17 protein-coding genes are annotated in these 19,123 nt (G+C 62.9%); all 17 read left to right on the top strand.

Translation table 11 applies throughout. The annotated features are described in order from the left end of the window. The first annotated feature begins 63 nt into the window (after positions 1-63). The 17 genes from dnaK to F8197_RS26305 all read left to right on the top strand — a co-directional run bounded on the left by dnaK (position 64) and on the right by F8197_RS26305 (position 19,106). Positions 64-2,013 (top strand): molecular chaperone DnaK, encoded by a 1,950-nt coding sequence (gene dnaK, locus F8197_RS26385; protein WP_026637619.1) that lies wholly within the window; start codon positions 64-66, stop codon positions 2,011-2,013. 142 nt (positions 2,014-2,155) lie between these two features. Then, complete coding sequence (gene dnaJ, locus F8197_RS26380; protein ID WP_152884873.1) at positions 2,156-3,283, top strand: molecular chaperone DnaJ; 1,128 nt, start codon at positions 2,156-2,158, stop codon at positions 3,281-3,283. Positions 3,284-3,382: 99 nt separating this feature from the next. Then, complete coding sequence (can, locus tag F8197_RS26375) at positions 3,383-4,060, top strand: carbonate dehydratase (protein WP_152884871.1); 678 nt, start codon at positions 3,383-3,385, stop codon at positions 4,058-4,060. A gap of 89 nt (positions 4,061-4,149) precedes the next feature. Beyond that, positions 4,150-5,019, top strand: coding sequence for a TauD/TfdA family dioxygenase (locus tag F8197_RS26370; RefSeq protein WP_152884870.1), 870 nt, complete (start codon positions 4,150-4,152; stop codon positions 5,017-5,019). Positions 5,020-5,032: 13 nt separating this feature from the next. Next, the gene (locus F8197_RS26365; protein ID WP_152884868.1) at positions 5,033-6,034 is read left to right on the top strand and encodes an ABC transporter substrate-binding protein; all 1,002 of its coding nucleotides are present in this window, start codon (positions 5,033-5,035) and stop codon (positions 6,032-6,034) included. A gap of 1 nt (position 6,035) precedes the next feature. Continuing rightward, positions 6,036-6,923: an ABC transporter ATP-binding protein gene (locus F8197_RS26360; RefSeq protein WP_227012430.1), complete on the top strand. Its 888-nt coding sequence runs from the start codon at positions 6,036-6,038 to the stop codon at positions 6,921-6,923. Beyond that, complete coding sequence (locus F8197_RS26355) at positions 6,920-7,801, top strand: ABC transporter permease (protein ID WP_152884866.1); 882 nt, start codon at positions 6,920-6,922, stop codon at positions 7,799-7,801. The genes F8197_RS26360 and F8197_RS26355 overlap by 4 nt, the downstream gene beginning before the upstream one ends. A 158-nt stretch (positions 7,802-7,959) precedes the next feature. Beyond that, positions 7,960-8,589 (top strand): ANTAR domain-containing response regulator, encoded by a 630-nt coding sequence (locus tag F8197_RS26350; protein ID WP_152884864.1) that lies wholly within the window; start codon positions 7,960-7,962, stop codon positions 8,587-8,589. A 272-nt stretch (positions 8,590-8,861) separates the two neighbouring features. Then, positions 8,862-10,145, top strand: coding sequence for a CmpA/NrtA family ABC transporter substrate-binding protein (locus F8197_RS26345; protein ID WP_152884862.1), 1,284 nt, complete (start codon positions 8,862-8,864; stop codon positions 10,143-10,145). 39 nt (positions 10,146-10,184) lie between these two features. After that, positions 10,185-11,087 carry a nitrate ABC transporter permease gene (ntrB, locus tag F8197_RS26340; RefSeq protein WP_056138074.1) on the top strand — a complete coding sequence of 301 codons (903 nt, stop codon included), beginning with the start codon at positions 10,185-10,187 and terminating at the stop codon, positions 11,085-11,087. 11 nt (positions 11,088-11,098) lie between these two features. Beyond that, on the top strand, positions 11,099-11,905 hold the full coding sequence (locus F8197_RS26335) for an ABC transporter ATP-binding protein (protein WP_152884861.1): 807 nt from the start codon (positions 11,099-11,101) through the stop codon (positions 11,903-11,905). Further along, the gene (locus F8197_RS26330) at positions 11,905-12,573 is read left to right on the top strand and encodes a methyl-accepting chemotaxis protein (protein WP_152884859.1); all 669 of its coding nucleotides are present in this window, start codon (positions 11,905-11,907) and stop codon (positions 12,571-12,573) included. Before F8197_RS26335 ends, F8197_RS26330 begins: the two co-directional genes overlap by 1 nt. 10 nt (positions 12,574-12,583) lie before the next feature. Next, positions 12,584-13,354 carry a uroporphyrinogen-III C-methyltransferase gene (cobA, locus tag F8197_RS26325; RefSeq protein WP_152884857.1) on the top strand — a complete coding sequence of 257 codons (771 nt, stop codon included), beginning with the start codon at positions 12,584-12,586 and terminating at the stop codon, positions 13,352-13,354. Positions 13,355-13,658: 304 nt separating this feature from the next. Beyond that, positions 13,659-14,963 (top strand): MFS transporter, encoded by a 1,305-nt coding sequence (locus F8197_RS26320; protein ID WP_152884855.1) that lies wholly within the window; start codon positions 13,659-13,661, stop codon positions 14,961-14,963. A 21-nt stretch (positions 14,964-14,984) separates the two neighbouring features. Next, positions 14,985-17,513, top strand: a complete 2,529-nt coding sequence (gene nirB, locus F8197_RS26315; RefSeq protein ID WP_152884853.1) for a nitrite reductase large subunit NirB — start codon at positions 14,985-14,987, stop codon at positions 17,511-17,513. Between the two features lie 10 nt (positions 17,514-17,523). Then, positions 17,524-17,871, top strand: coding sequence for a nitrite reductase small subunit NirD (gene nirD, locus F8197_RS26310; RefSeq protein WP_152884851.1), 348 nt, complete (start codon positions 17,524-17,526; stop codon positions 17,869-17,871). Beyond that, on the top strand, positions 17,868-19,106 hold the full coding sequence (locus F8197_RS26305) for an NAD(P)/FAD-dependent oxidoreductase (protein WP_373996989.1): 1,239 nt from the start codon (positions 17,868-17,870) through the stop codon (positions 19,104-19,106). The genes nirD and F8197_RS26305 overlap by 4 nt, the downstream gene beginning before the upstream one ends. The last annotated feature ends 17 nt before the right edge of the window (positions 19,107-19,123 follow it).

Below are 19,123 nucleotides of genomic sequence, written 5' to 3'. Positions count from 1 at the left end.
TGAAAAGACAAAGTAATTCCACATATTAGTACCATCTAGAACATAGCAAAGAGGAAGAAAATCATGGGTAGAATTATCGGTATCGATCTGGGAACCACGAATTCCTGCGTTTCCGTCATGGAAAATGGTCAGCCAAAGGTAATCGAAAACGCCGAAGGCGCACGTACGACGCCGTCGATCATTGCTTATCAAGAAGATGGTGAAATTCTCGTCGGCTCGCCGGCCAAGCGTCAGGCCGTGACCAACCCGAAGAACACCCTGTTCGCGGTCAAGCGCCTGATCGGTCGTAAATTCGACGAAAAAGAAGTGCAAAAAGACATCGGCCTGATGCCTTACACGATCACCAAAGCCGACAACGGCGATGCATGGATCGGCGTGCGCGACAAAAAACTGGCGCCACAGCAAATCTCGGCTGAAGTGCTGCGCAAGATGAAAAAAACCGCTGAAGACTACCTGGGCGAAGAAGTGACCGAAGCGGTCATTACCGTACCAGCTTACTTCAACGACTCGCAGCGTCAGGCAACCAAGGACGCCGGCCGTATCGCTGGCCTGGACGTCAAGCGCATCATCAACGAGCCAACCGCTGCCGCACTGGCATTTGGTCTGGACAAGAACGAAAAGGGCGACCGCAAGATCGCCGTGTATGACCTGGGCGGCGGCACGTTCGACGTCTCGATCATCGAAATCGCCGACGTTGACGGTGAAAAGCAGTTCGAAGTGCTGGCCACTAATGGCGATACGTTCCTGGGCGGCGAAGACTTCGACCAGCGCATCATCGATTACATCATCGACGAATTCAAGAAGATCAACGGCCTGGACCTCAAAAAAGATCCGATCGCCCTGCAGCGCATCAAGGCTTCGGCCGAGCGCGCCAAGATCGAACTGTCGTCGTCGCAGCAGACCGAAATCAACGAGCCGTACATCGCCATGGCGAACGGCGCGCCGGTCCACCTGACCCTGAAAATGACCCGCGCCAAGCTGGAATCGCTGGTGGAAGAGCTGATCATCGCCACCATCGAGCCATGCCGCATCGCCATCAAGGATGCCGGCGTCAAGGTATCGGACATCGACGACATCATCCTGGTCGGCGGTATGACCCGTATGCCGAAGGTGCAAGAGAAAGTCAAAGAGTTCTTCGGCAAGGATCCACGCAAGGACGTGAACCCGGACGAAGCCGTGGCTGTTGGCGCCGCGATTCAAGGTTCGGTCCTGTCGGGCGAGCGCAAGGACTTGCTGCTGCTGGACGTGACTCCGCTGTCGCTGGGTATCGAAACCCTGGGTGGCGTGATGACCAAGATGATTCACAAGAACACCACGATTCCGACCAAGTTCTCGCAAGTGTTCTCGACCGCCGACGACAACCAGCCTGCCGTGACCATCAAGGTCTACCAGGGTGAACGTGAAATCGCGGCCGGCAACAAGGGCCTGGGCGAATTCAATCTGGAAGGCATCCCGCCAGCATCGCGCGGTACGCCACAGATCGAAGTGACCTTCGACATCGACGCCAACGGCATTCTGCACGTGGGCGCCAAGGACAAGGCCACCGGCAAAGAAAACAAGATCACGATCAAGGCCAACTCCGGTCTGACCGAAGCGGAAATCCAGAAAATGGTGAAAGACGCCGAGCTCAACGCCGAAGAAGACAAGAAAGTGAAAGAACTGGCCGAATCGCGCAACCAGGCTGACGCTCTGGTCCACTCGACCCGCAAATCGCTGACCGAATACGGCGACAAGCTGGAAGCGTCGGAGAAAGAAGCGATCGAAGCATCGATCACCGACCTCGAAGGTTCGATCAAATCGGGCGACAAGGCCGACATCGACGCCAAGGTGGCCGCACTGACGACCGCTTCGCAAAAGCTGGGCGAGAAGATGTACGCCGACATGCAGGCGCAACAGGCAGCTGGCGGTGACGCCGGTGCAGCTGGCGCGCAAGGTGCGCCAGGCGCCGAACAAGCCAAGCCACAAGACGACGTGGTGGACGCTGACTTCAAGGAAGTCAAAGACAACAAGTAATTGTTGTTGATCGTTGTGGCGGGGCCCTTCACGGCCTCGCCGCCAGTATTCCGCCGAGCCGAGCGGGCGTTCCCCACGCTGCCGGCTCGGCTTTTTCGCATAAATCAGTACAGAATATCAATACAGCAAGGTCCCGACCAATATGGCAAAGCGTGATTTCTACGAGACACTCGGTGTCGCAAAAAACGCGTCGGAAGACGAAATCAAGAAGGCCTACCGCAAGCTGGCCATGAAGTACCATCCCGACCGTAATCCCGACGACGACGAGGCGGAAGAGAAGTTCAAGGAAGTCAAGGAAGCCTACGAGATGCTGACCAATCCGGACAAGCGCGAGGCGTATGACCGTTATGGTCACGCCGGCGTCGATCCGAACAATGGTGGTGGCGGCTTCGGTGGCGCCGGCGGTTTCGGCGATGCCTTTGGCGATATCTTTGGCGACATCTTCGGTGGCGGGGCAGGCCGCGGCCGCAGCGCCGGCCCGCAGGTCTATCGTGGCGCCGACTTGCGCTACAACCTCGAGATCACGCTGGAGCAAGCGGCGCACGGCTTCGACACGACCATTCGCGTACCGTCCTGGGACAAGTGCGACACCTGCCACGGCAGCGGCGCCAAGCCGGGCACGTCGCCGGTCACCTGCACCACCTGTGCCGGCCACGGCCAGGTACGCATGCAGCAGGGTTTCTTCAGCATCCAGCAGACTTGCCCCAAGTGCCACGGCACCGGCAAGATCATCCCGGAACCATGCCCGGCATGCTCGGGCCAGGGCCGCATCAAGCGCAACAAGACCCTGGAAGTCAAAATCCCGGTCGGTATCGACAACGGCATGCGCATCCGCTCGTCGGGCAACGGCGAGCCGGGCACCAACGGCGGGCCATCGGGCGACCTGTACGTGGAAATCCACATCAAGCCGCACGCGGTGTTCCAGCGCGAAGGCGACGACCTGCATTGCGAAATGCCGATCTCGTTTACCAAGGCAGCGTTGGGCGGCGAAATCGAAGTGCCGACCTTGTCTGGTAAAGTATCGTTTACGATTCCCGAAGGTACCCAGTCGGGCAAGACCTTCCGCCTGAAAGGCAAGGGCATCAAGGGCGTGCGTTCCGGTTTCGCAGGCGACCTGTTCTGCCACGTGGCGGTCGAAACGCCGGTCAAGCTGACCGAGAAGCAAAAAGACCTGCTGCGCGAGTTTGAAAAATCGACCACCGAAGGCGGCAACAAGCACAGCCCGCAGACCAAGACCTGGCGCGACAAGGTGAAAGATTTCTTCGAGTAACCGCTTGTAAACATCGCGTCATGCAGCACCGGTAATATCTGACCGCCGCGCCGCCCATTCCGGGTGGACCGGCGGTCTCTTTATGTACGAGAGGACACCATGAACGACCTGGAACAAAGCACTTCCCCCCTGCGCGGCCTGCTGGAAAACAACCGACGCTGGGCCGCCTCGGAAGTTGAGCGCGATCCCGATTTCTTCAACCGCCTGGCCAACCAGGCCGCGCCCGAGTACCTGTGGATCGGTTGCTCGGACAGCCGGGTGCCTGCGAATGAGCTGCTGGGCCTGGCGCCGGGCGACGTGTTCGTTCACCGCAATATCGCCAACGTGGTCGTGCACTCCGACCTGAACTGTCTGTCGGTGCTGCAATTCGCCATCGACATCCTCAAGGTCAAGCACGTGATCGTCGTCGGTCACTTCGGCTGCAAGGGCGTGCACGCAGCCATGACCGGCACCCGCGTAGGCCTGGTCGATAACTGGCTGCGCCACGTCCACGACGTGCACCAGAAGCATGAACGCTACATGGGCACCGTGGTCAACGAACAACGCCGCTCGGAGCGCCTGGTGGAACTGAACGTGATCGAGCAAGTCTCCAACGTCTGCCGCACGACCATCGTGCAGGACGCCTGGGATCGTGGCCAGGAACTGACGGTGCACGGCTGGGTGTACGGCATCCAGGACGGCAAGTTGCAGGAGCTGGGCATGAGCGTCGCATCGCTGGCCGAACTGGCCCCGCGCGTGGAGCAGTCGCTGGCGCGGTACGAGACGGTTGCCGTATAAAGCTTTCGTATATCGTTAGCCGATAAGCTTCGTTTTACAAATAAGGAACGCGGTCTAGACTGGTGGCACACTGATTTCGGAGCTGTGCCATGTCCGCCGTTCTCCAAGCCTCGATCGAGGTCGAAGTGTTCGATGCGCCGTTGGGTGCGGAGATCCTCGGCCTCGATTTGCATCATCCGCTGCCTGCGCGCGATTTCCAGCGCATCCACCAGGCGCACCTCGATCACCACTTGCTGGTGTTCCGCGACCAGCGCATCACGCCGCAGCAGCAGGTCGATTTCAGCCGCCGTTTCGGGCCGCTGCAAATCCATGTGCTGCGCAACTTCCAGCTGCCGTCCAACCCGGAAGTGCTGGTCATTTCCAACATCATCGAGAACGGCCAGCCGATCGGCCTCGGTGATGCCGGCCATTTCTGGCATTCCGATCTGTCGTACAAGGACAAGCCGAGCCTGGGCTCGATGCTGCACGCGCAGGAGTTGCCGGCCGAGGGTGGCGATACCCTGTTCGCCAATATGCACCTGGCATGGGATACGCTGCCGGCCGCCTTGCGCCACGCCGTGCGCGGGGCGCGCGCCGAGCATAGCTACCTGGTGCAATACGATGAACTGCGCCGCCGCAACCCGTGGCGCCCGGCGCTCACGCAAGCGCAGATCGACGAAGTGCAGCCGGTGGTCCACCCGGTGGTGCGCACGCACCCGGAGACGGGGCGCCAGGCGCTGTTTGTGAGCGAGCACTTCACCACACGCATCGTCGGCATACCGGATGACGAGAGCCGCGCGCTGCTGGCCGAACTGTTCGCCCACAGCGTGCGCCCGGAGCACGTGTATCGCCACCGCTGGGCGCCGCACGACATGGTGTTCTGGGACAACCGCTCGCTGATGCACCTGGCCGGCGGCACGCCCGACCACCTGCGCCGCAAACTTTATCGCACCACCATCGAAGGCGATGTGCCTTTCTGACTACGGGACCACCATGACCACTCTGTTCAAACGTACCATCGCCGCCAGCCTGCTGCTGGGCTTTGCCGCCGCCGCCCATGCCGAAGGGACCATCAGCATCGCGCGCCAGTTCGGCGTGGTGTATGCGCTGCTCAACGTGGCCGAGGACCAGAAGCTGATCGAAAAACACGGCAAGAAAAACGGCCTCGAGATCAAGGTGGAGTGGAAACAGTTGTCCGGCGGCGCGGCCGTCAACGATGCCTTGTTGTCTGGCGCCGTGGATATCGCCGGCGCCGGCGTGGGGCCGCTCTTGACCATCTGGGATCGCACGGCGGGGCGCCAGAACGTGAAAGGCGTGGCGTCGCTCGGCAGTTTTCCGTATTACCTGGTGAGCACCAATCCCAAGGTCAAAACCATCGCCGACTTTACCGAGAAGGACCGCATCGCGCTGCCGGCGGTTACCGTGTCGGTGCAGTCGCGCATCCTGCAATACGCTGCGGCCAAACAGTGGGGCGAGAAGGAATTCGCGCGGCTCGACAAGTTTACCCAAACCCTGCCGCACCCGGATGCCGCCGCCGCGTTGATCGCGGGCGGCACCGAGATCAACGCCCACTTCGGCAACCCGCCGTTCCAGGAGCAGGAGCTGGCCGGCAATCCGAATGCCCACATCGTGCTCAATTCCTACGATGTGCTGGGCGGCCCCAGCTCGGCCACCGTGTTGTACGCCACCGAAAAATTCCGCAACGAGAATCCGAAAACCTACCGCGCCTTTACCGCCGCGCTGGCCGAAGCTGCGCAGTACGCGAGCACCAATCCGGAAGGCGCGACCGATGCCTTTTTGCGCGTGACCAAGAGCAAGATCGACCGCGCGCTGGTGCTGAAAGTGTTTAAAAATCCGGAAGTGAAATTCAGCGTGGAGCCGCAAAACACCCTGGGCCTGGCGCAGTTCCTGTACCGCGTGGGTGCGATCAAGAAGCAGCCGGCCAGCTGGCGCGACTACTTCTTCGAAGACCCCGTGATTACCAAGGGTGGCTGACATGGCGTTCCAGATCGTTCGTCCCGCACCACCGCCGACGCCACTGCTGCGGGCGGAAAATGTGAGCCTCGAATACGGCGCCGTGCGCGCCACCCACGAGGTCAGCTTCGATGTATATCGTGGCGACCGCTTCGTGCTGCTGGGGCCTTCGGGCTGCGGCAAGTCGTCGCTGTTGAAGGCGGCGGCCGGCTTCATCAAGCCAGCTGGCGGCGCCATCAGCATCGACGGCCGCGAGGTGACCGGGCCGGGGCCGGACCGCATGGTAGTATTCCAGGAATTCGACCAGCTGCCGCCGTGGAAGACGGTGCGCGAAAACGTGATGTTCCCGCTGTTGATGACCAGGCGCCTGAACCGTCACCAGGCCGAAGAACGCGCCCGGCACTGGATCGCCAAGGTGGGCCTGGCTGGTTTCGAGAACGCCCATCCGCACACGCTGTCGGGCGGCATGAAGCAGCGCGTGGCCATCGCCCGCGCGCTGGCGATGCAGCCAGACATCCTGCTGATGGACGAACCGTTTGCCGCCCTCGACGCGCTCACGCGGCGCAATATGCAGGAAGAACTGGGGCGCCTGTGGGAAGAGCTGCGTTTTACGCTGCTGTTTGTCACGCACTCGATCGAGGAGGCGCTGGTGGTCGGTAATCGCATCCTGCTGCTGTCGCCGCACCCGGGGCAGGTAAGAGCGGAGTTGAACAGCCACCAGTTCGGGCTGGCCAGCGCGGGCAGCGTGGAGTTCCAGGCGGCGACGCAGCGTATTCACGGTTTATTGTTTGGCGAGACAGGTGGGGCAACGGACGCAATAGAAGCCGCCGGCCCGGGCACCAATCGCGGTCCCTCCATTGGGGCGCGGGCTGAAGGAGCACGGCCACGGACTGCGGAGACCGCATTATGAGCCTTGTACTCGATCCGCCGATCCGCCAGGAATACGAGGTCACTCCAGCCGTTGCTGCGCGCCCTACTGTGACTTCGGCCACGCCACCGGCGCCGCTGGTGAGCCGTTTGCGCGACCACGCCTGGTTGCGCAAGGCGCTCATCCTCGCCGCACTGGCCGTGCTGTGGGAATCCATCGCGCGCTGGCAGCACAACGACCTGCTGCTGCCGAGTTTCCTGCAAACGGCCAGCGCCTTTTTTGACGGCATCGCCAGCGGCGAACTGCTCGACCGTATCCGCACCTCGCTGGCCGTGCTGATCCAGGGTTACGCCGCCGGCGTGCTGGCAGCTTTTGTATTGACAGCGCTGGCCGCGTCCACCCGCGTGGGCCGCGACCTGCTCGAAACGCTGACGTCGATGTTCAATCCGCTGCCGGCGATTGCCCTGCTGCCGCTGGCGCTGCTGTGGTTTGGCCTCGGCAAGGGCAGCCTGATCTTCGTCATCGTACACGCGGTACTGTGGCCGCTGGCGCTGGGCGCCTATGCCGGCTTCCAGAGTGTGCCGGAAACCTTGCGCATGGCCGGCCGCAATTACGGCTTGAGCGGGCTGCGCCTGGTGCTGTACATCCTGGTGCCGGCAGCGCTGCCATCGATACTGTCGGGCCTGAAGATCGGCTGGGCGTTTGCCTGGCGCACCCTGATCGCAGCCGAACTGGTCTTCGGCACCACGTCGGGGCAGGGCGGCCTGGGCTGGTACATCTTCCAGAACCGCAACGAGCTCTACACTGAAAAGGTATTTGCCGGCCTGGCTGCCGTGATCCTGATCGGGCTGCTGATCGAAAACGCCGTGTTCCGGCCGCTCGAACGCATCACGGTGCGGCGGTGGGGGATGCAGCGCTAGGGTTGCGGATGAGGTGCGCGGTGGCATTAAATCGACAGAAACCCCGATAAACTGGCAAAAATTTGGTGTTGTGCCTTAGAATCTGCGCATGCACATCAAAACGACTGGTTTGGTTCTTGCTTGCTTTACAGCCCAGGACCAACCCGCTGCCACCTCCCATGACCACGCGTAACCTGCGCATTGTTGTCGTCAACGCCATCATCCATGCAGGCAACGAGGATGACGAGGCTATGCACGCCCAGGTCGAGCGGGCGCGGATATTGCGCATTGGGCTGCTCGAGGCTGGCTACGATATCGTTGCTTCGCTGCCGCCGGACATGTATTTGCCCGACCGCATAGCTCAGTTGCAGCCCGATATGATCATCGTCGATGCAGAATCGGACGCGCGCGACGTGCTCGAGCACATCGTCATTGCCACCCGCGACGAGCGCCGGCCCATCGTGATGTTTACCGAAAGCGAAGACACCGCCAGCATGGAGGCGGCCGTGGCTGCCGGCGTGTCGGCATACATCGTGGCCGGACTGCAGAGCGACCGCATCAAGCCGGTGCTCAACGTGGCGCTGGCGCGGTTCAAGCGCGAGCAGAAACTGCTCGACGAACTGTCCGACACCAAGAGCAAGCTGGCCGAGCGCAAGATCATCGAACGCGCCAAGGGGCTCTTGATGGAGCGCCAACATTTCAGCGAAGAGCAGGCGTACCAGAAGCTGCGCAGCATGGCCATGAGCAAGAACCTCAAGCTCTCGGAAGTCGCGCAGCGTATTCTGGATGTCGAAGACTTGCTCGGATAATCTTTATTTTGTTTTTCGCGTCCAAAATGAGGCGCGTGCTCACCAACGGTGCGCGGGTGCGGTGCGTTGCCGTCAATTCCTTTACCTTCCCCTCTGACAGCCCGCTGGCACAGACATTGCATAGTCTTAAACCAAGCGCAACGCTGCGCTGCTGAACCTCGCCAACGGCGGTGAGGGTCACAAGACAACGACGTCTACCATCACGCGAATGCGTTCGCGGGGGTAGGCGTTTTTTTTGGTCCAACGGTTTTGCTGACTACTAAGGGAACGCCATGAAAGAAACACCAAATATCGCCGACAACGCCTTGCCACCGACCCCGGCCGACGTTAATGTCACGCGCAGGAAAATCATTCATGGCGCAAGTCTGGTCGCAGGAGGAAGCATGTTGGGTTTGGCAACAGGTGGTGTGTGGGCGGCAGGTTCCGATAAACCGGAGAAGGAAGAAGTCAAGATCGGCTTCATTCCACTGACCGACTGCGCGTCGGTGGTGATGGCGTCGGTGCTGGGCTTCGACAAGAAATACGGCGTCAAGTTCGTGCTGAGCAAGGAGGCCTCGTGGGCCGGCGTGCGCGACAAGCTGTCCAATGGCGACCTCGACGCTGCACACGTGCTGTACGGCCTGCTGTACGGCGTGCAGATGGGCATTGGTGGACAAAAGAAGGACATGGCGGTGCTGATGGGCCTGAACAACAACGGCCAGGCCATCACGCTGTCGAAAAAGCTGGCCGACAAGGGCGCCGTCGATGGCGCCAGCCTGGCCAAGCTGATGCGTACCGACCGGCGCGAATACACGTTCGCCCAGACCTTCCCGACCGGCACCCACGCCATGTGGCTGTACTACTGGATGGCGGCCAACGGCATCAACCCGATGAAGGACGCGAAAGTGATCACGGTGCCGCCGCCGCAGATGGTGGCCAATATGCGCGTTGGTAATATGGACGGCTTCTGCGTTGGCGAACCGTGGAACCACCGCGCCATCATGGACGGCATCGGCATCACCGCGACGACCACCCAGGACATCTGGAAGGACCACCCGGAAAAAGTGCTGGGCTCCACCCTGGAATTTGCCAAAAAATATCCGAACACCTGCCGCGCGATGATGGCCGCCATTCTGGATGCCGGCAAATGGATCGACGCCTCGCTGGCCAACAAGAACAAGATGGCCGAAGTGATCGCCGACAAGTCGTACGTCAACACCAGCAAGGACGCGATCGACCAGCGCATCATGGGCCGTTACCAGAATGGCCTGGGCAAGACCTGGGACGACGCCAATCACATGAAGTTCTACAACGACGGCCTGGTGAACTTCCCCTACCTGTCGGACGGCATGTGGTTCATGACCCAGCACCGCCGCTGGGGCCTGCTCAAGGACGACCCGGACTACCTGGCCGTGGCCAAGTCGGTCAACCAGATCGACCTGTACAAGGATGCGGCGGCAATGACCAAGACACCGGTGCCGAAAAGCCCGCTGCGCACGTCCAAGCTGGTGGACGGCGCAGTGTGGGATGGCTCGAACCCGAAAGCGTTTGCTGCCTCGTTCAAGATCCGCGCTTAAGTTGCAGTAGTCCGATTCATCGTCCTTTGAAGGAAAGCCATGAACGCCATGCTCCAACCCGACAGCGCCAAGCCGCTCAATACCGAAGTCCTCGAAGCTGAAAAGCCGGCGCGCCGCCCGCGCCGCGCGCTGGCCGCCAATTCCAGCGCGCGCGTGCGCCAGCAGCTTTCGGCCACCGCCATGAAAATCGTCGCGCCGTTGGTGGGCGCCGCCTTGCTGGTGCTGATCTGGCAGCTGATCACCATCAAGAACGCCACCTTCCCGACACCGCTGGTGACGTTTCACGAAGCGGTGAAAATGTTCTCCGATCCGTTTTACCGCAACAGCCCGAATGACCAGGGCATCGGCTGGAACCTGCTGGCCTCGTTGCAGCGGGTGGCGGTGGGCTTCGGTCTGGCCGCGCTGGTCGGCATCCCGCTCGGCTTCGTGATCGGTCGCGTGAAGTTTGTCAGTGCCATGTTCAGCCCCATTATCAGCTTGCTGAAACCGGTGTCGCCGCTGGCCTGGCTGCCGATTGGTTTGCTGGTGTTCCAGTCGGCCAACCCCGCCGCGATCTGGTCGATCTTCATCTGCTCGATCTGGCCGATGATCATCAACACCGCCGTGGGCGTGCAGCGCGTGCCGCAGGATTATATGAACGTGGCGCGCGTACTGAACCTGTCGGAGTGGAAGATCCTGACCAAGATCCTGCTGCCATCGGCCTTGCCGTATGTGCTGACCGGCGTGCGCCTGTCGATCGGCACTGCGTGGCTGGTGATCGTCGCGGCCGAAATGCTGACCGGCGGCGTGGGCATCGGCTTCTGGGTGTGGGACGAGTGGAACAATTTGAATGTCCCGCACATCATCATCGCCATCGTGGCCATCGGCTTTGTGGGCCTGCTGCTGGAACAAGCCCTGATGGCGCTGGCCCGTGCCTTCACCTACGAACAAGTGTCGAACTAAGGAGCATGGCCATGGACGAATCGAAATTCATCGACATCGAGAGCGTGGAGATGGTCTTCCACACCAGGAAGGGTGTATTCCACGCGCTGCGCGAGATCGACCTCACCGTCGCCAAGGGCGAGTTCATCACCCTGATCGGCCACTCGGGGTGCGGCAAATCGACCCTGCTCAACCTGATCGCCGGCTTGACCAAGCCCACCGACGGCGTGCTGCTGTGCGCCAACCGCGAGATCGCCGGGCCGTCGCCCGAGCGCTCGGTGGTGTTCCAGAACCACTCGCTGCTGCCGTGGCTCACCTGTTACGAGAACATCTACCTGGGCGTGGAACGCGTGTTCGGCAAGACAGAATCGAAAGCGCAGCTGCGCGAGCGCACCATGGCGGCGCTCGCGCTGGTCGGTTTGACGGCTGCCGAAACCAAGCGTCCCAACGAAATTTCGGGCGGCATGAAGCAGCGCGTGGGCATCGCCCGGGCGCTGGCGATGGAACCGAAAGTGCTGCTGATGGACGAACCGTTCGGCGCGCTCGACGCGCTGACCCGCGCCCACCTGCAGGACGAGCTGCTCAAGATCGTCGCCGCCACCAAGTCCACCGTGGTGATGGTGACCCACGACGTCGATGAGGCGGTGCTGCTGTCGGACCGCATCGTCATGCTGACCAACGGCCCGGCCGCCACCATCGGCGAAATCGTCGCGGTGCAGCTGGACCGTCCGCGCGACCGCGTGGCGCTGGCGCAGGATGCGCGCTACATGGAATACCGCACGGCCGTGCTGGAGTTCCTGTACCGCAAACAGGCGCATCCGGCCAAGGATGCGGCTTGATGGACATGAACACACGTCACCTGGAAAGCGAGGCCAAGGCGCTGTCGGGCGAAGTGTTCGGCGCCATGATCAATCTGTCGGGCCGGCGCCGCTTCACGTCGCAGCGCATCGTGCTGTACGCGGTGCTGGCGTCGCAGGGGCAGGACGGGGCCGAGGCCATCGCCCGCGAGGCGCTGGCACTGTTCCGGGGCGCCCACAAGGCGCTGCTGGCGGACGCCGACGGCTTGCCCGGCGTGTTCTGCGCCGAACTGCGCGAGGCCTATTTCGGCAAGCTGGCCGGCGACCGCGAGATCGTCGCCTTTGCCGAGCAGGCCGACCGCACGCTGGCGGCCATCGCCAGCCCGCACGGCAAGGGCGCGGCCGTCGGCCTGCTGGCCGAACTGGTGCGCCTGACCACGCCCACGCTGGCGATCCTCAACCAGATCACCAGCGTGTACGAGGAACAGGCGAAATTGCACGCGCGGCTGATGAAAAAGCAGCTGCGCGGCGTGATCACCGATATCGAGAAGATCAACAAGCAGGCGCGCATGGTGGCTTTCAATGCGCGCGTGGTGGCAGCGCGCGCCGGCCAGGCCGGGCGCGAATTTGCGGTGGTGGCGGGCGTGCTGTCCGGGATCACCGATGAAATCGACCAGATGGTCAATACCGCGCTGGCCGCGGCAGCTTGAAGGAATAAAGATGACTACCCAAGGCAGTGTCACCCTGGTGGGCGCCGGACCCGGCGACCCGGAACTGTTGACCATCAAGGCCGTGCGCGCCATCGAGCGCGCCGACGTGCTGCTGATCGACGACCTGGTCAACCCGCAGGTGCTGGACTACGCACCGGCGAGTGCCCGGGTGGTCCAGGTAGGGAAACGCGGCGGCTGCGCATCGACGCCGCAGGAATTCATCGAGCGGCTGATGGTGGCCGAAGCGCGCGCCGGCCACCACGTGGTGCGCCTGAAGGGCGGCGACCCGTACATGTTCGGGCGCGGCGGCGAGGAACGCGCCACGCTGCGCGCGCAGGGCATCGCGGTGGACGTCATCCCCGGCATCAGCAGCGGCCTGGCCGCGCCGACCAGCATCGGCGTGCCGGTCACGCACCGGTCGTGGAGCCAGGGCGCCACGTTCGTCACGGGCCACGGCAAGGATGCGGCATCGGAGCCGAACTGGCAGGCCCTGGCGCAAAGCCGGCTGACGCTGGTGATCTACATGGGCGTGGCGCGCGTCGAGTCCATCGTGGCCGGCCTGCTGGCCGGTGGCGCAGCGCGGGACACGCCGGTGGCGGTGGTGCAGGCGGCCACGCGCGACAACCAGCGCAAGCTGCTCACCACCCTGGGCGAGCTGCCCGTCGCGCTGCGCGAGAGCGGCCTCGGTAGCCCGAGCATCATCGTGGTGGGCGACGTGGTGCGCTGCGCCGACGACTGGCAGGACCTGGCGGCCGCCGCACCGCTGCAGGCCAGCGCCTGACGGCTGGCTGCACCGCCATGGCGCACTGATACCGTGCGCCATGCACCGCCAGCTTGCACTAGCTGGTATTGTCATCTGCGCACCAATTCCCCGCAAAGCCGCATTCTCCCTCTGTAGCGCCCTTAAAACCCCATCTGGCACGCCTCTTGCAATACCCAAGGCAAGAGGTCAACGGCGATCTCCCTGCAGCACACGAATACATAGCCGGTCCAAAGACGGACTGGCAGGACAACGGCGTCCGCCCAACCCGGTTTTTATGGCCCGGTTGCGCGGGCGCCTTTTTGTTTTCTGAACGGGATAAAAAATGGCCAGCAAAGCTAACAGCATCAAGCTCCTCTCGATTTCAACGCCGCAGATGCGGGCGTTCCACCTAACCTGGATGGCGTTCTTCGTCTGCTTCTTCGCGTGGTTCGCCTGCGCGCCGCTGATGCCCGTCATCAAAGGAGAGTTCAACCTCTCCGGCGCGCAGATCGCCAACATCAATATCGCTGCCGTCGCCATCACGATCCTGGTGCGCCTGATCGTCGGCCCGCTGTGCGACCACTTCGGTCCGCGCAAGACCTACACCGGCCTGCTGCTGCTCGGCTCCATCCCCGTCATCGGCGTCGCTTTTGCGCAGAGCTACGAGAGCTTCCTGTTCTTCCGCCTGGGGATCGGCGCGGCTGGCGCCAGCTTTGTCATCACCCAGTATCACACCTCCGTCATGTTCGGTCCGAAGGTGGTGGGCACCGCCAACGCGGCCGCTGCCGGCTGGGGCAATGCGGGCGGCGGCGTGGCGCAAGCCGTGATGCCGCTGTTGATGACGGCGATGATCATGCTGGGCGTGTCCGAAACATTCGGCTGGCGCGCTGCGCTGATCGTACCGGGCGTGCTGATGATCGTCATGGCCTTTGTTTACTATCGCTACACGCAGGACTGCCCGCAAGGCAATTTCAGCGAGCTGCGCGCCGCCGGCATTGCCATTGACGGTGGCAAAAAGGGCGGCTGGGAAAGCTTCAAGCTGGCTGCCGCCAACTACCGCGTGTGGCTGCTGTTCATCACCTATGGCGCCTGCTTCGGTATCGAAATCTTCATCCACAACATCGCCGCCATTTACTACGTCGATCACTTCAACCTGACGCTGGGCCAGGCCGGCATGGCCGCCGGCAGCTTCGGTTTGCTGGCGCTGTTCGCCCGCGCCCTGGGCGGCTGGGCATCGGACAAATTCGCCGCACGCGGCAACCTCAATCATCGCGTCACGCTGCTGTTCGTGCTGATGCTCGGCGAAGGTGCGGGCCTCTTGATGTTCGCCCACGCCAGCACTGCCGTCCTGGCCATCGGCGCCATGCTGCTCTTCGGCCTGTTCACCCACATGGCGTGCGGCGCGACCTACGCCGTGGTGCCGTTCGTCGATAAACGCGCGCTCGGTGGCGTGGCCGGCATCATTGGCGCCGGCGGCAACGTCGGCGCGGTGGCCGCAGGCTTCCTGATGAAGGGCATGGGCGACGTCCAGCAGACGCTCTCCATTCTCGGCATCGTGGTTGCAGCCACCGCCCTGTGCGCACTGGCGGCGCGCTTCTCCAGCAGCACCATCGAAGAAAACGTCATCGCCTCCAAGCTGGCAGCGTAGTTACAACGTCAAGGAAAAAATATGAAAATCATCGTCATCGGCCACGGCATGGTCGGCCACAAATTCCTCGAGTCGCTGGCCACTGGCGGCGCGCCAAACCTGCAAGTGACCGTGCTGTGCGAAGAGGTGCGTCCCGCCTACGACCGCGTGCACCTGTCGGAATTCTTTTCCGGTAAAACGGCGGAGGATCTGTCGCTGGTCAAACCGGGCTTCTTTGATCGCGACGACATGGTGCTGCGCCTGAACACCCGCGCCACCGCCATCGACCGCGCCAATAAAACCGTCACCACCGGCGAAGGCGATGTGCTGCCGTACGACAAGCTGGTGATCGCCACTGGTTCGTTCCCGTTCGTGCCGCCGCTGCCGGGCAAGGACCGCAAGGACTGCTTCGTGTATCGCACCATCGAAGACCTGGAAGCGATGCTCGAATGCGGTGCGCGCTCGAAGACCGGCGTGGTGATCGGCGGCGGTCTGCTGGGCCTGGAATGCGCCAAGGCGCTGCGCGATTTAAAGCTCGAAACCCACGTGGTGGAATTCTCGCCGCGCCTGATGGCGGTGCAGGTCGATGAAGGCGGCGCGCGCGTGCTGCGCCGGAAAATCGAGGAGCTGGGCGTGACCGTCCACACCGGCAAGAACACCACGGCCATCGTTGACGGTGTCGATGGCACCCACCGGATGGAATTCGCCGATGGCGGCCACCTCGATGCCGACATGATCGTGTTCTCGGCCGGCATCCGCCCGCGCGACATGCTGGCGCGCGAGTGCGGCCTGACGGTGGGGCCACGCGGCGGCATCGAGATCAACAACAACTGCGTGACGTCCGACCCGGACGTGTATGCGATCGGCGAATGCGCGCTGTGGGGCGGGCTGATTTTCGGCCTGGTGGCGCCGGGCTACGAGATGGCCCGCGTGGCGGCCAGGCACATGCTGGGCGAAGCGGGCGAGTTCGCCGGCGCCGACATGAGCACCAAATTAAAGCTGATGGGCGTGGACGTGGCCAGTATCGGCGACCCGCATGGCAACGTGGCAGGCAGCCGCTCGTACCAGTTCACCGACGAGCGCAAACAGATTTACAAGAAGATCGTCGTCTCCGACTGCGGCAAGTACCTGTTGGGCGGCGTGATGGTGGGCGACGCGGCCGAATACGGCACGCTGCTGCAAATGATGCTCAACAAGATCGAGCTGCCCGAGTCGCCGGAGTTCCTGATCCTGCCGCAGTCGGACGGTGCGGCCAAGCCGGGCCTCGGTGTCGATGCGCTGCCCGAAGGCGCGCAAATCTGCTCGTGCAACGACGTGTCAAAAGGTGCGATCTGCGCGGCGGTGGCCGGCGGCGCCACCACCATCGGCGACGTCAAAAGCTGCACCAATGCCGGCACGTCGTGCGGCGGCTGCGTGCCGCTGGTGACGCAGGTAATGAAGGCCGAGATGAAAAAGCTTGGCATGGCGGTCAACAACCACGTGTGCGAACACTTCGCGTACTCGCGCCAGGAGCTGTTCCACCTGATCAAGGTGGGTCAGATCAAATCGTTCGGCGACCTGCTGGCCAAACACGGCAAGGGCCTCGGTTGCGACGTGTGCAAACCGCTGGCCGCCAGCATCCTGGCGTCGGTGTGGAACGACTTCGTGCTGAAAAAGGAGCACGCCAGCCTGCAGGACACCAACGACTACTTCCTTGGCAATATCCAGAAGGATGGCACGTATTCGGTCGTGCCGCGCATGCCGGGTGGCGAAGTGACGGCCGACGGCCTGATCGCGGTCGGCATGGTGGCCAAGAAGTACGGCCTGTACACCAAGATCACGGGCGGCGCCCGCGTCGACCTGTTTGGCGCGCGCGTGGACCAGCTGCCTTTGATCTGGGAAGAGCTGATCGCGGCCGGCTTCGAATCGGGCCACGCGTATGGCAAGTCGCTGCGCACCGTCAAATCGTGCGTGGGTTCCACCTGGTGCCGCTATGGTGTCGATGATTCGATTGGCCTGGCCATCGAACTGGAAAACCGCTACAAGGGCTTGCGCACGCCGCACAAGATCAAGTTCGGCGTCTCGGGCTGCACCCGCGAGTGCGCGGAAGCGCAGGGCAAGGACGTGGGCATCATCGCCACCGAGAAGGGCTGGAACCTGTACGTGGCCGGCAACGGCGGCATGAAGCCGCGCCACGCCGAGCTGCTGGCGACCGACCTCGACAAGGCCACGCTGGTGCAGTACATCGACCGCTTCCTGATGTTCTACACCCGCACCGGCGACCGCCTGCAACGCACCAGCACCTGGCGCGAAAACCTCGAAGGCGGCCTCGATTACCTCAAGCAGGTCGTGGTGCACGACAAGCTGGGCATCGCCGCCGACCTGGAAGCGGACATGCAGCACGTGGTGAACACTTACGCGTGCGAGTGGAAGGAAGCCGTGGAAAACCCGGAGACGCGCAAGCGCTTCCGCCATTTCGTCAACAGCGACAAGGGCGACGAGAACGTGCTGTTCATGGAAGAACGCGGCCAGATCCGCCCAGCCACCGTGGAAGAACGCAAGCGCGTGATTCCGATTGCCGTTACCGCCTGAGGAGAATGCCATGCATCGCGATATTCAAACCGACCACTGGATCGCCGTCTGCCAACTGGACGACATCGTCCCCAACACGGGCGTGTGCGCCTTGCTGAACGGCGCGCAAGTGGCCGTGTTCCACGTCGATGACGGAGACTCACGTGTGTTCGCCATCGAAAACTACGATCCGAACTCCGAAGCGTCGGTGCTGTCGCGCGGCCTGGTGGGCAGCGTGGGCGAACGCATCGTGGTCGCGTCGCCGATCTACAAGCAGCACTTCGACTTGCAGACCGGCGAATGCCTGGAATCGCCGGCGCACTCGGTGGGCACGTACCCGGCACGCATCGCCGACGGCAAAGTGTGGGTAGGCCTGTGAATACGTCCGAGGCCCCCGCCGCCAGGCAGGCGCTGGTCGTCATCGGCAACGGCATGGCCGGCATGCGCACGGTCGAGGAGCTGCACAAGCTGGCGCCGGACCTGTACAACATCACCGTGTTCGGCGCCGAGCCGCATGGCAATTACAACCGCATCCTGCTTTCGCCGGTGCTGGCCGGCGAAAAGAGCATGGACGACATCATGCTCAACACGCGCGAATGGTATGTCCAGCATGGCATCACGCTGCACGCCGGCGACCCGGTCCTGCACATCGACCGCAAGAAGCGTATCGTGCGCGCGCGCTCGGGCCTGGAGGTGCGCTACGACCGCCTGCTGATCGCCACCGGCTCGAAACCTTTCATCATCCCGGTACCGGGGCACCAGCTGCGCGGCGTGCTGGCCTTCCGCGACATCCAGGACGTGGAAACCATGCTGGCCATGGCGCGCAACCACCGCCACGCGGTCGTGATCGGCGGCGGCTTGCTGGGACTGGAAGCGGCCAACGGCCTGCAACGCCAGGGCATGTCGGTGACGGTGGTGCACGTGGGCGACGCGCTGATGAACCAGCAGCTCGACAAACCGGCTGCGCTGTTGCTGCAAAAGGCGCTGGAAGCCAAGGGTTTACAATTTCTGATGAACGCTCATACCGCCGAAATCACCGGCACCGACCGTGTCACGGGCGTGCGCTTCAAGGACGGCACCGAGATCCCGGCCGACCTGGTAGTGATGACCGCCGGCGTGCGTCCCAATATCGAGCTGGCCAAGGCGGCTGGCCTGCATTGCGACCGCGCTATCGTGGTGGACGACACCTTGCAAACCTACGATCCGCGCATTTACGCCGTGGGCGAATGCGTGCAGCACCGCAGCGCCACGTTTGGCCTGGTGGCGCCGATCTGGGACCAGGCGCGCGTGTGCGGCGCCCACCTGGCCGGCGCCGGTGTGCGCCGCTACGTGCAGCAAACGTCGCCCACGCGCCTGAAAGTGACCGGCGTCGATCTGTACTCGGTCGGCGACTTCATCGGCGGCGAGGGCAGCGAAGACCTGGTGCTGCGCGACGCCCGCCGTGGCGTGTACAAGCGGCTGGTATTGAAGGACAATCGCGTGACCGGCGCCGTGCTGTATGGCGATGTGAAAGACGGTCCGTGGTATTTCGGCCTGATCCAGAACCGCACCGATATCAGCGCCATCCGCCAAAACCTGTTGTTCGGCGAGGCGCTCAGCGCCAGGGCCGCGTAGCAAAACTTTTCCAGATA

Origin of the sequence: Duganella sp. FT27W, from assembly GCF_009295655.1 — a bacterium.
GTDB classification, from domain to species: Bacteria; Pseudomonadota; Gammaproteobacteria; order Burkholderiales; family Burkholderiaceae_D; genus Rugamonas; species Rugamonas zoogloeoides.
Note: the sequence above shows the minus strand (reverse complement) of the source record. Positions and strands in the feature narration are given on the sequence as shown.

What these genes read in the sequence shown, in the direction of transcription:
- F8197_RS26330 (WP_152884859.1), top strand. Translation starts at nt 11,905, where the DNA reads ATGGACATGAACACACGTCACCTGGAAAGCGAGGCCAAGGCGCTGTCG.
- F8197_RS26355 (WP_152884866.1), top strand. Translation starts at nt 6,920, where the DNA reads ATGAGCCTTGTACTCGATCCGCCGATCCGCCAGGAATACGAGGTCACT.
- dnaJ (WP_152884873.1), top strand. Translation starts at nt 2,156, where the DNA reads ATGGCAAAGCGTGATTTCTACGAGACACTCGGTGTCGCAAAAAACGCG.
- F8197_RS26370 (WP_152884870.1), top strand. Translation starts at nt 4,150, where the DNA reads ATGTCCGCCGTTCTCCAAGCCTCGATCGAGGTCGAAGTGTTCGATGCG.
- nirB (WP_152884853.1), top strand. Translation starts at nt 14,985, where the DNA reads ATGAAAATCATCGTCATCGGCCACGGCATGGTCGGCCACAAATTCCTC.
- dnaK (WP_026637619.1), top strand. Translation starts at nt 64, where the DNA reads ATGGGTAGAATTATCGGTATCGATCTGGGAACCACGAATTCCTGCGTT.
- F8197_RS26360 (WP_227012430.1), top strand. Translation starts at nt 6,036, where the DNA reads ATGGCGTTCCAGATCGTTCGTCCCGCACCACCGCCGACGCCACTGCTG.
- F8197_RS26345 (WP_152884862.1), top strand. Translation starts at nt 8,862, where the DNA reads ATGAAAGAAACACCAAATATCGCCGACAACGCCTTGCCACCGACCCCG.
- cobA (WP_152884857.1), top strand. Translation starts at nt 12,584, where the DNA reads ATGACTACCCAAGGCAGTGTCACCCTGGTGGGCGCCGGACCCGGCGAC.
- F8197_RS26320 (WP_152884855.1), top strand. Translation starts at nt 13,659, where the DNA reads ATGGCCAGCAAAGCTAACAGCATCAAGCTCCTCTCGATTTCAACGCCG.
- F8197_RS26365 (WP_152884868.1), top strand. Translation starts at nt 5,033, where the DNA reads ATGACCACTCTGTTCAAACGTACCATCGCCGCCAGCCTGCTGCTGGGC.
- nirD (WP_152884851.1), top strand. Translation starts at nt 17,524, where the DNA reads ATGCATCGCGATATTCAAACCGACCACTGGATCGCCGTCTGCCAACTG.
- can (WP_152884871.1), top strand. Translation starts at nt 3,383, where the DNA reads ATGAACGACCTGGAACAAAGCACTTCCCCCCTGCGCGGCCTGCTGGAA.
- F8197_RS26350 (WP_152884864.1), top strand. Translation starts at nt 7,960, where the DNA reads ATGACCACGCGTAACCTGCGCATTGTTGTCGTCAACGCCATCATCCAT.
- F8197_RS26335 (WP_152884861.1), top strand. Translation starts at nt 11,099, where the DNA reads ATGGACGAATCGAAATTCATCGACATCGAGAGCGTGGAGATGGTCTTC.
- ntrB (WP_056138074.1), top strand. Translation starts at nt 10,185, where the DNA reads ATGAACGCCATGCTCCAACCCGACAGCGCCAAGCCGCTCAATACCGAA.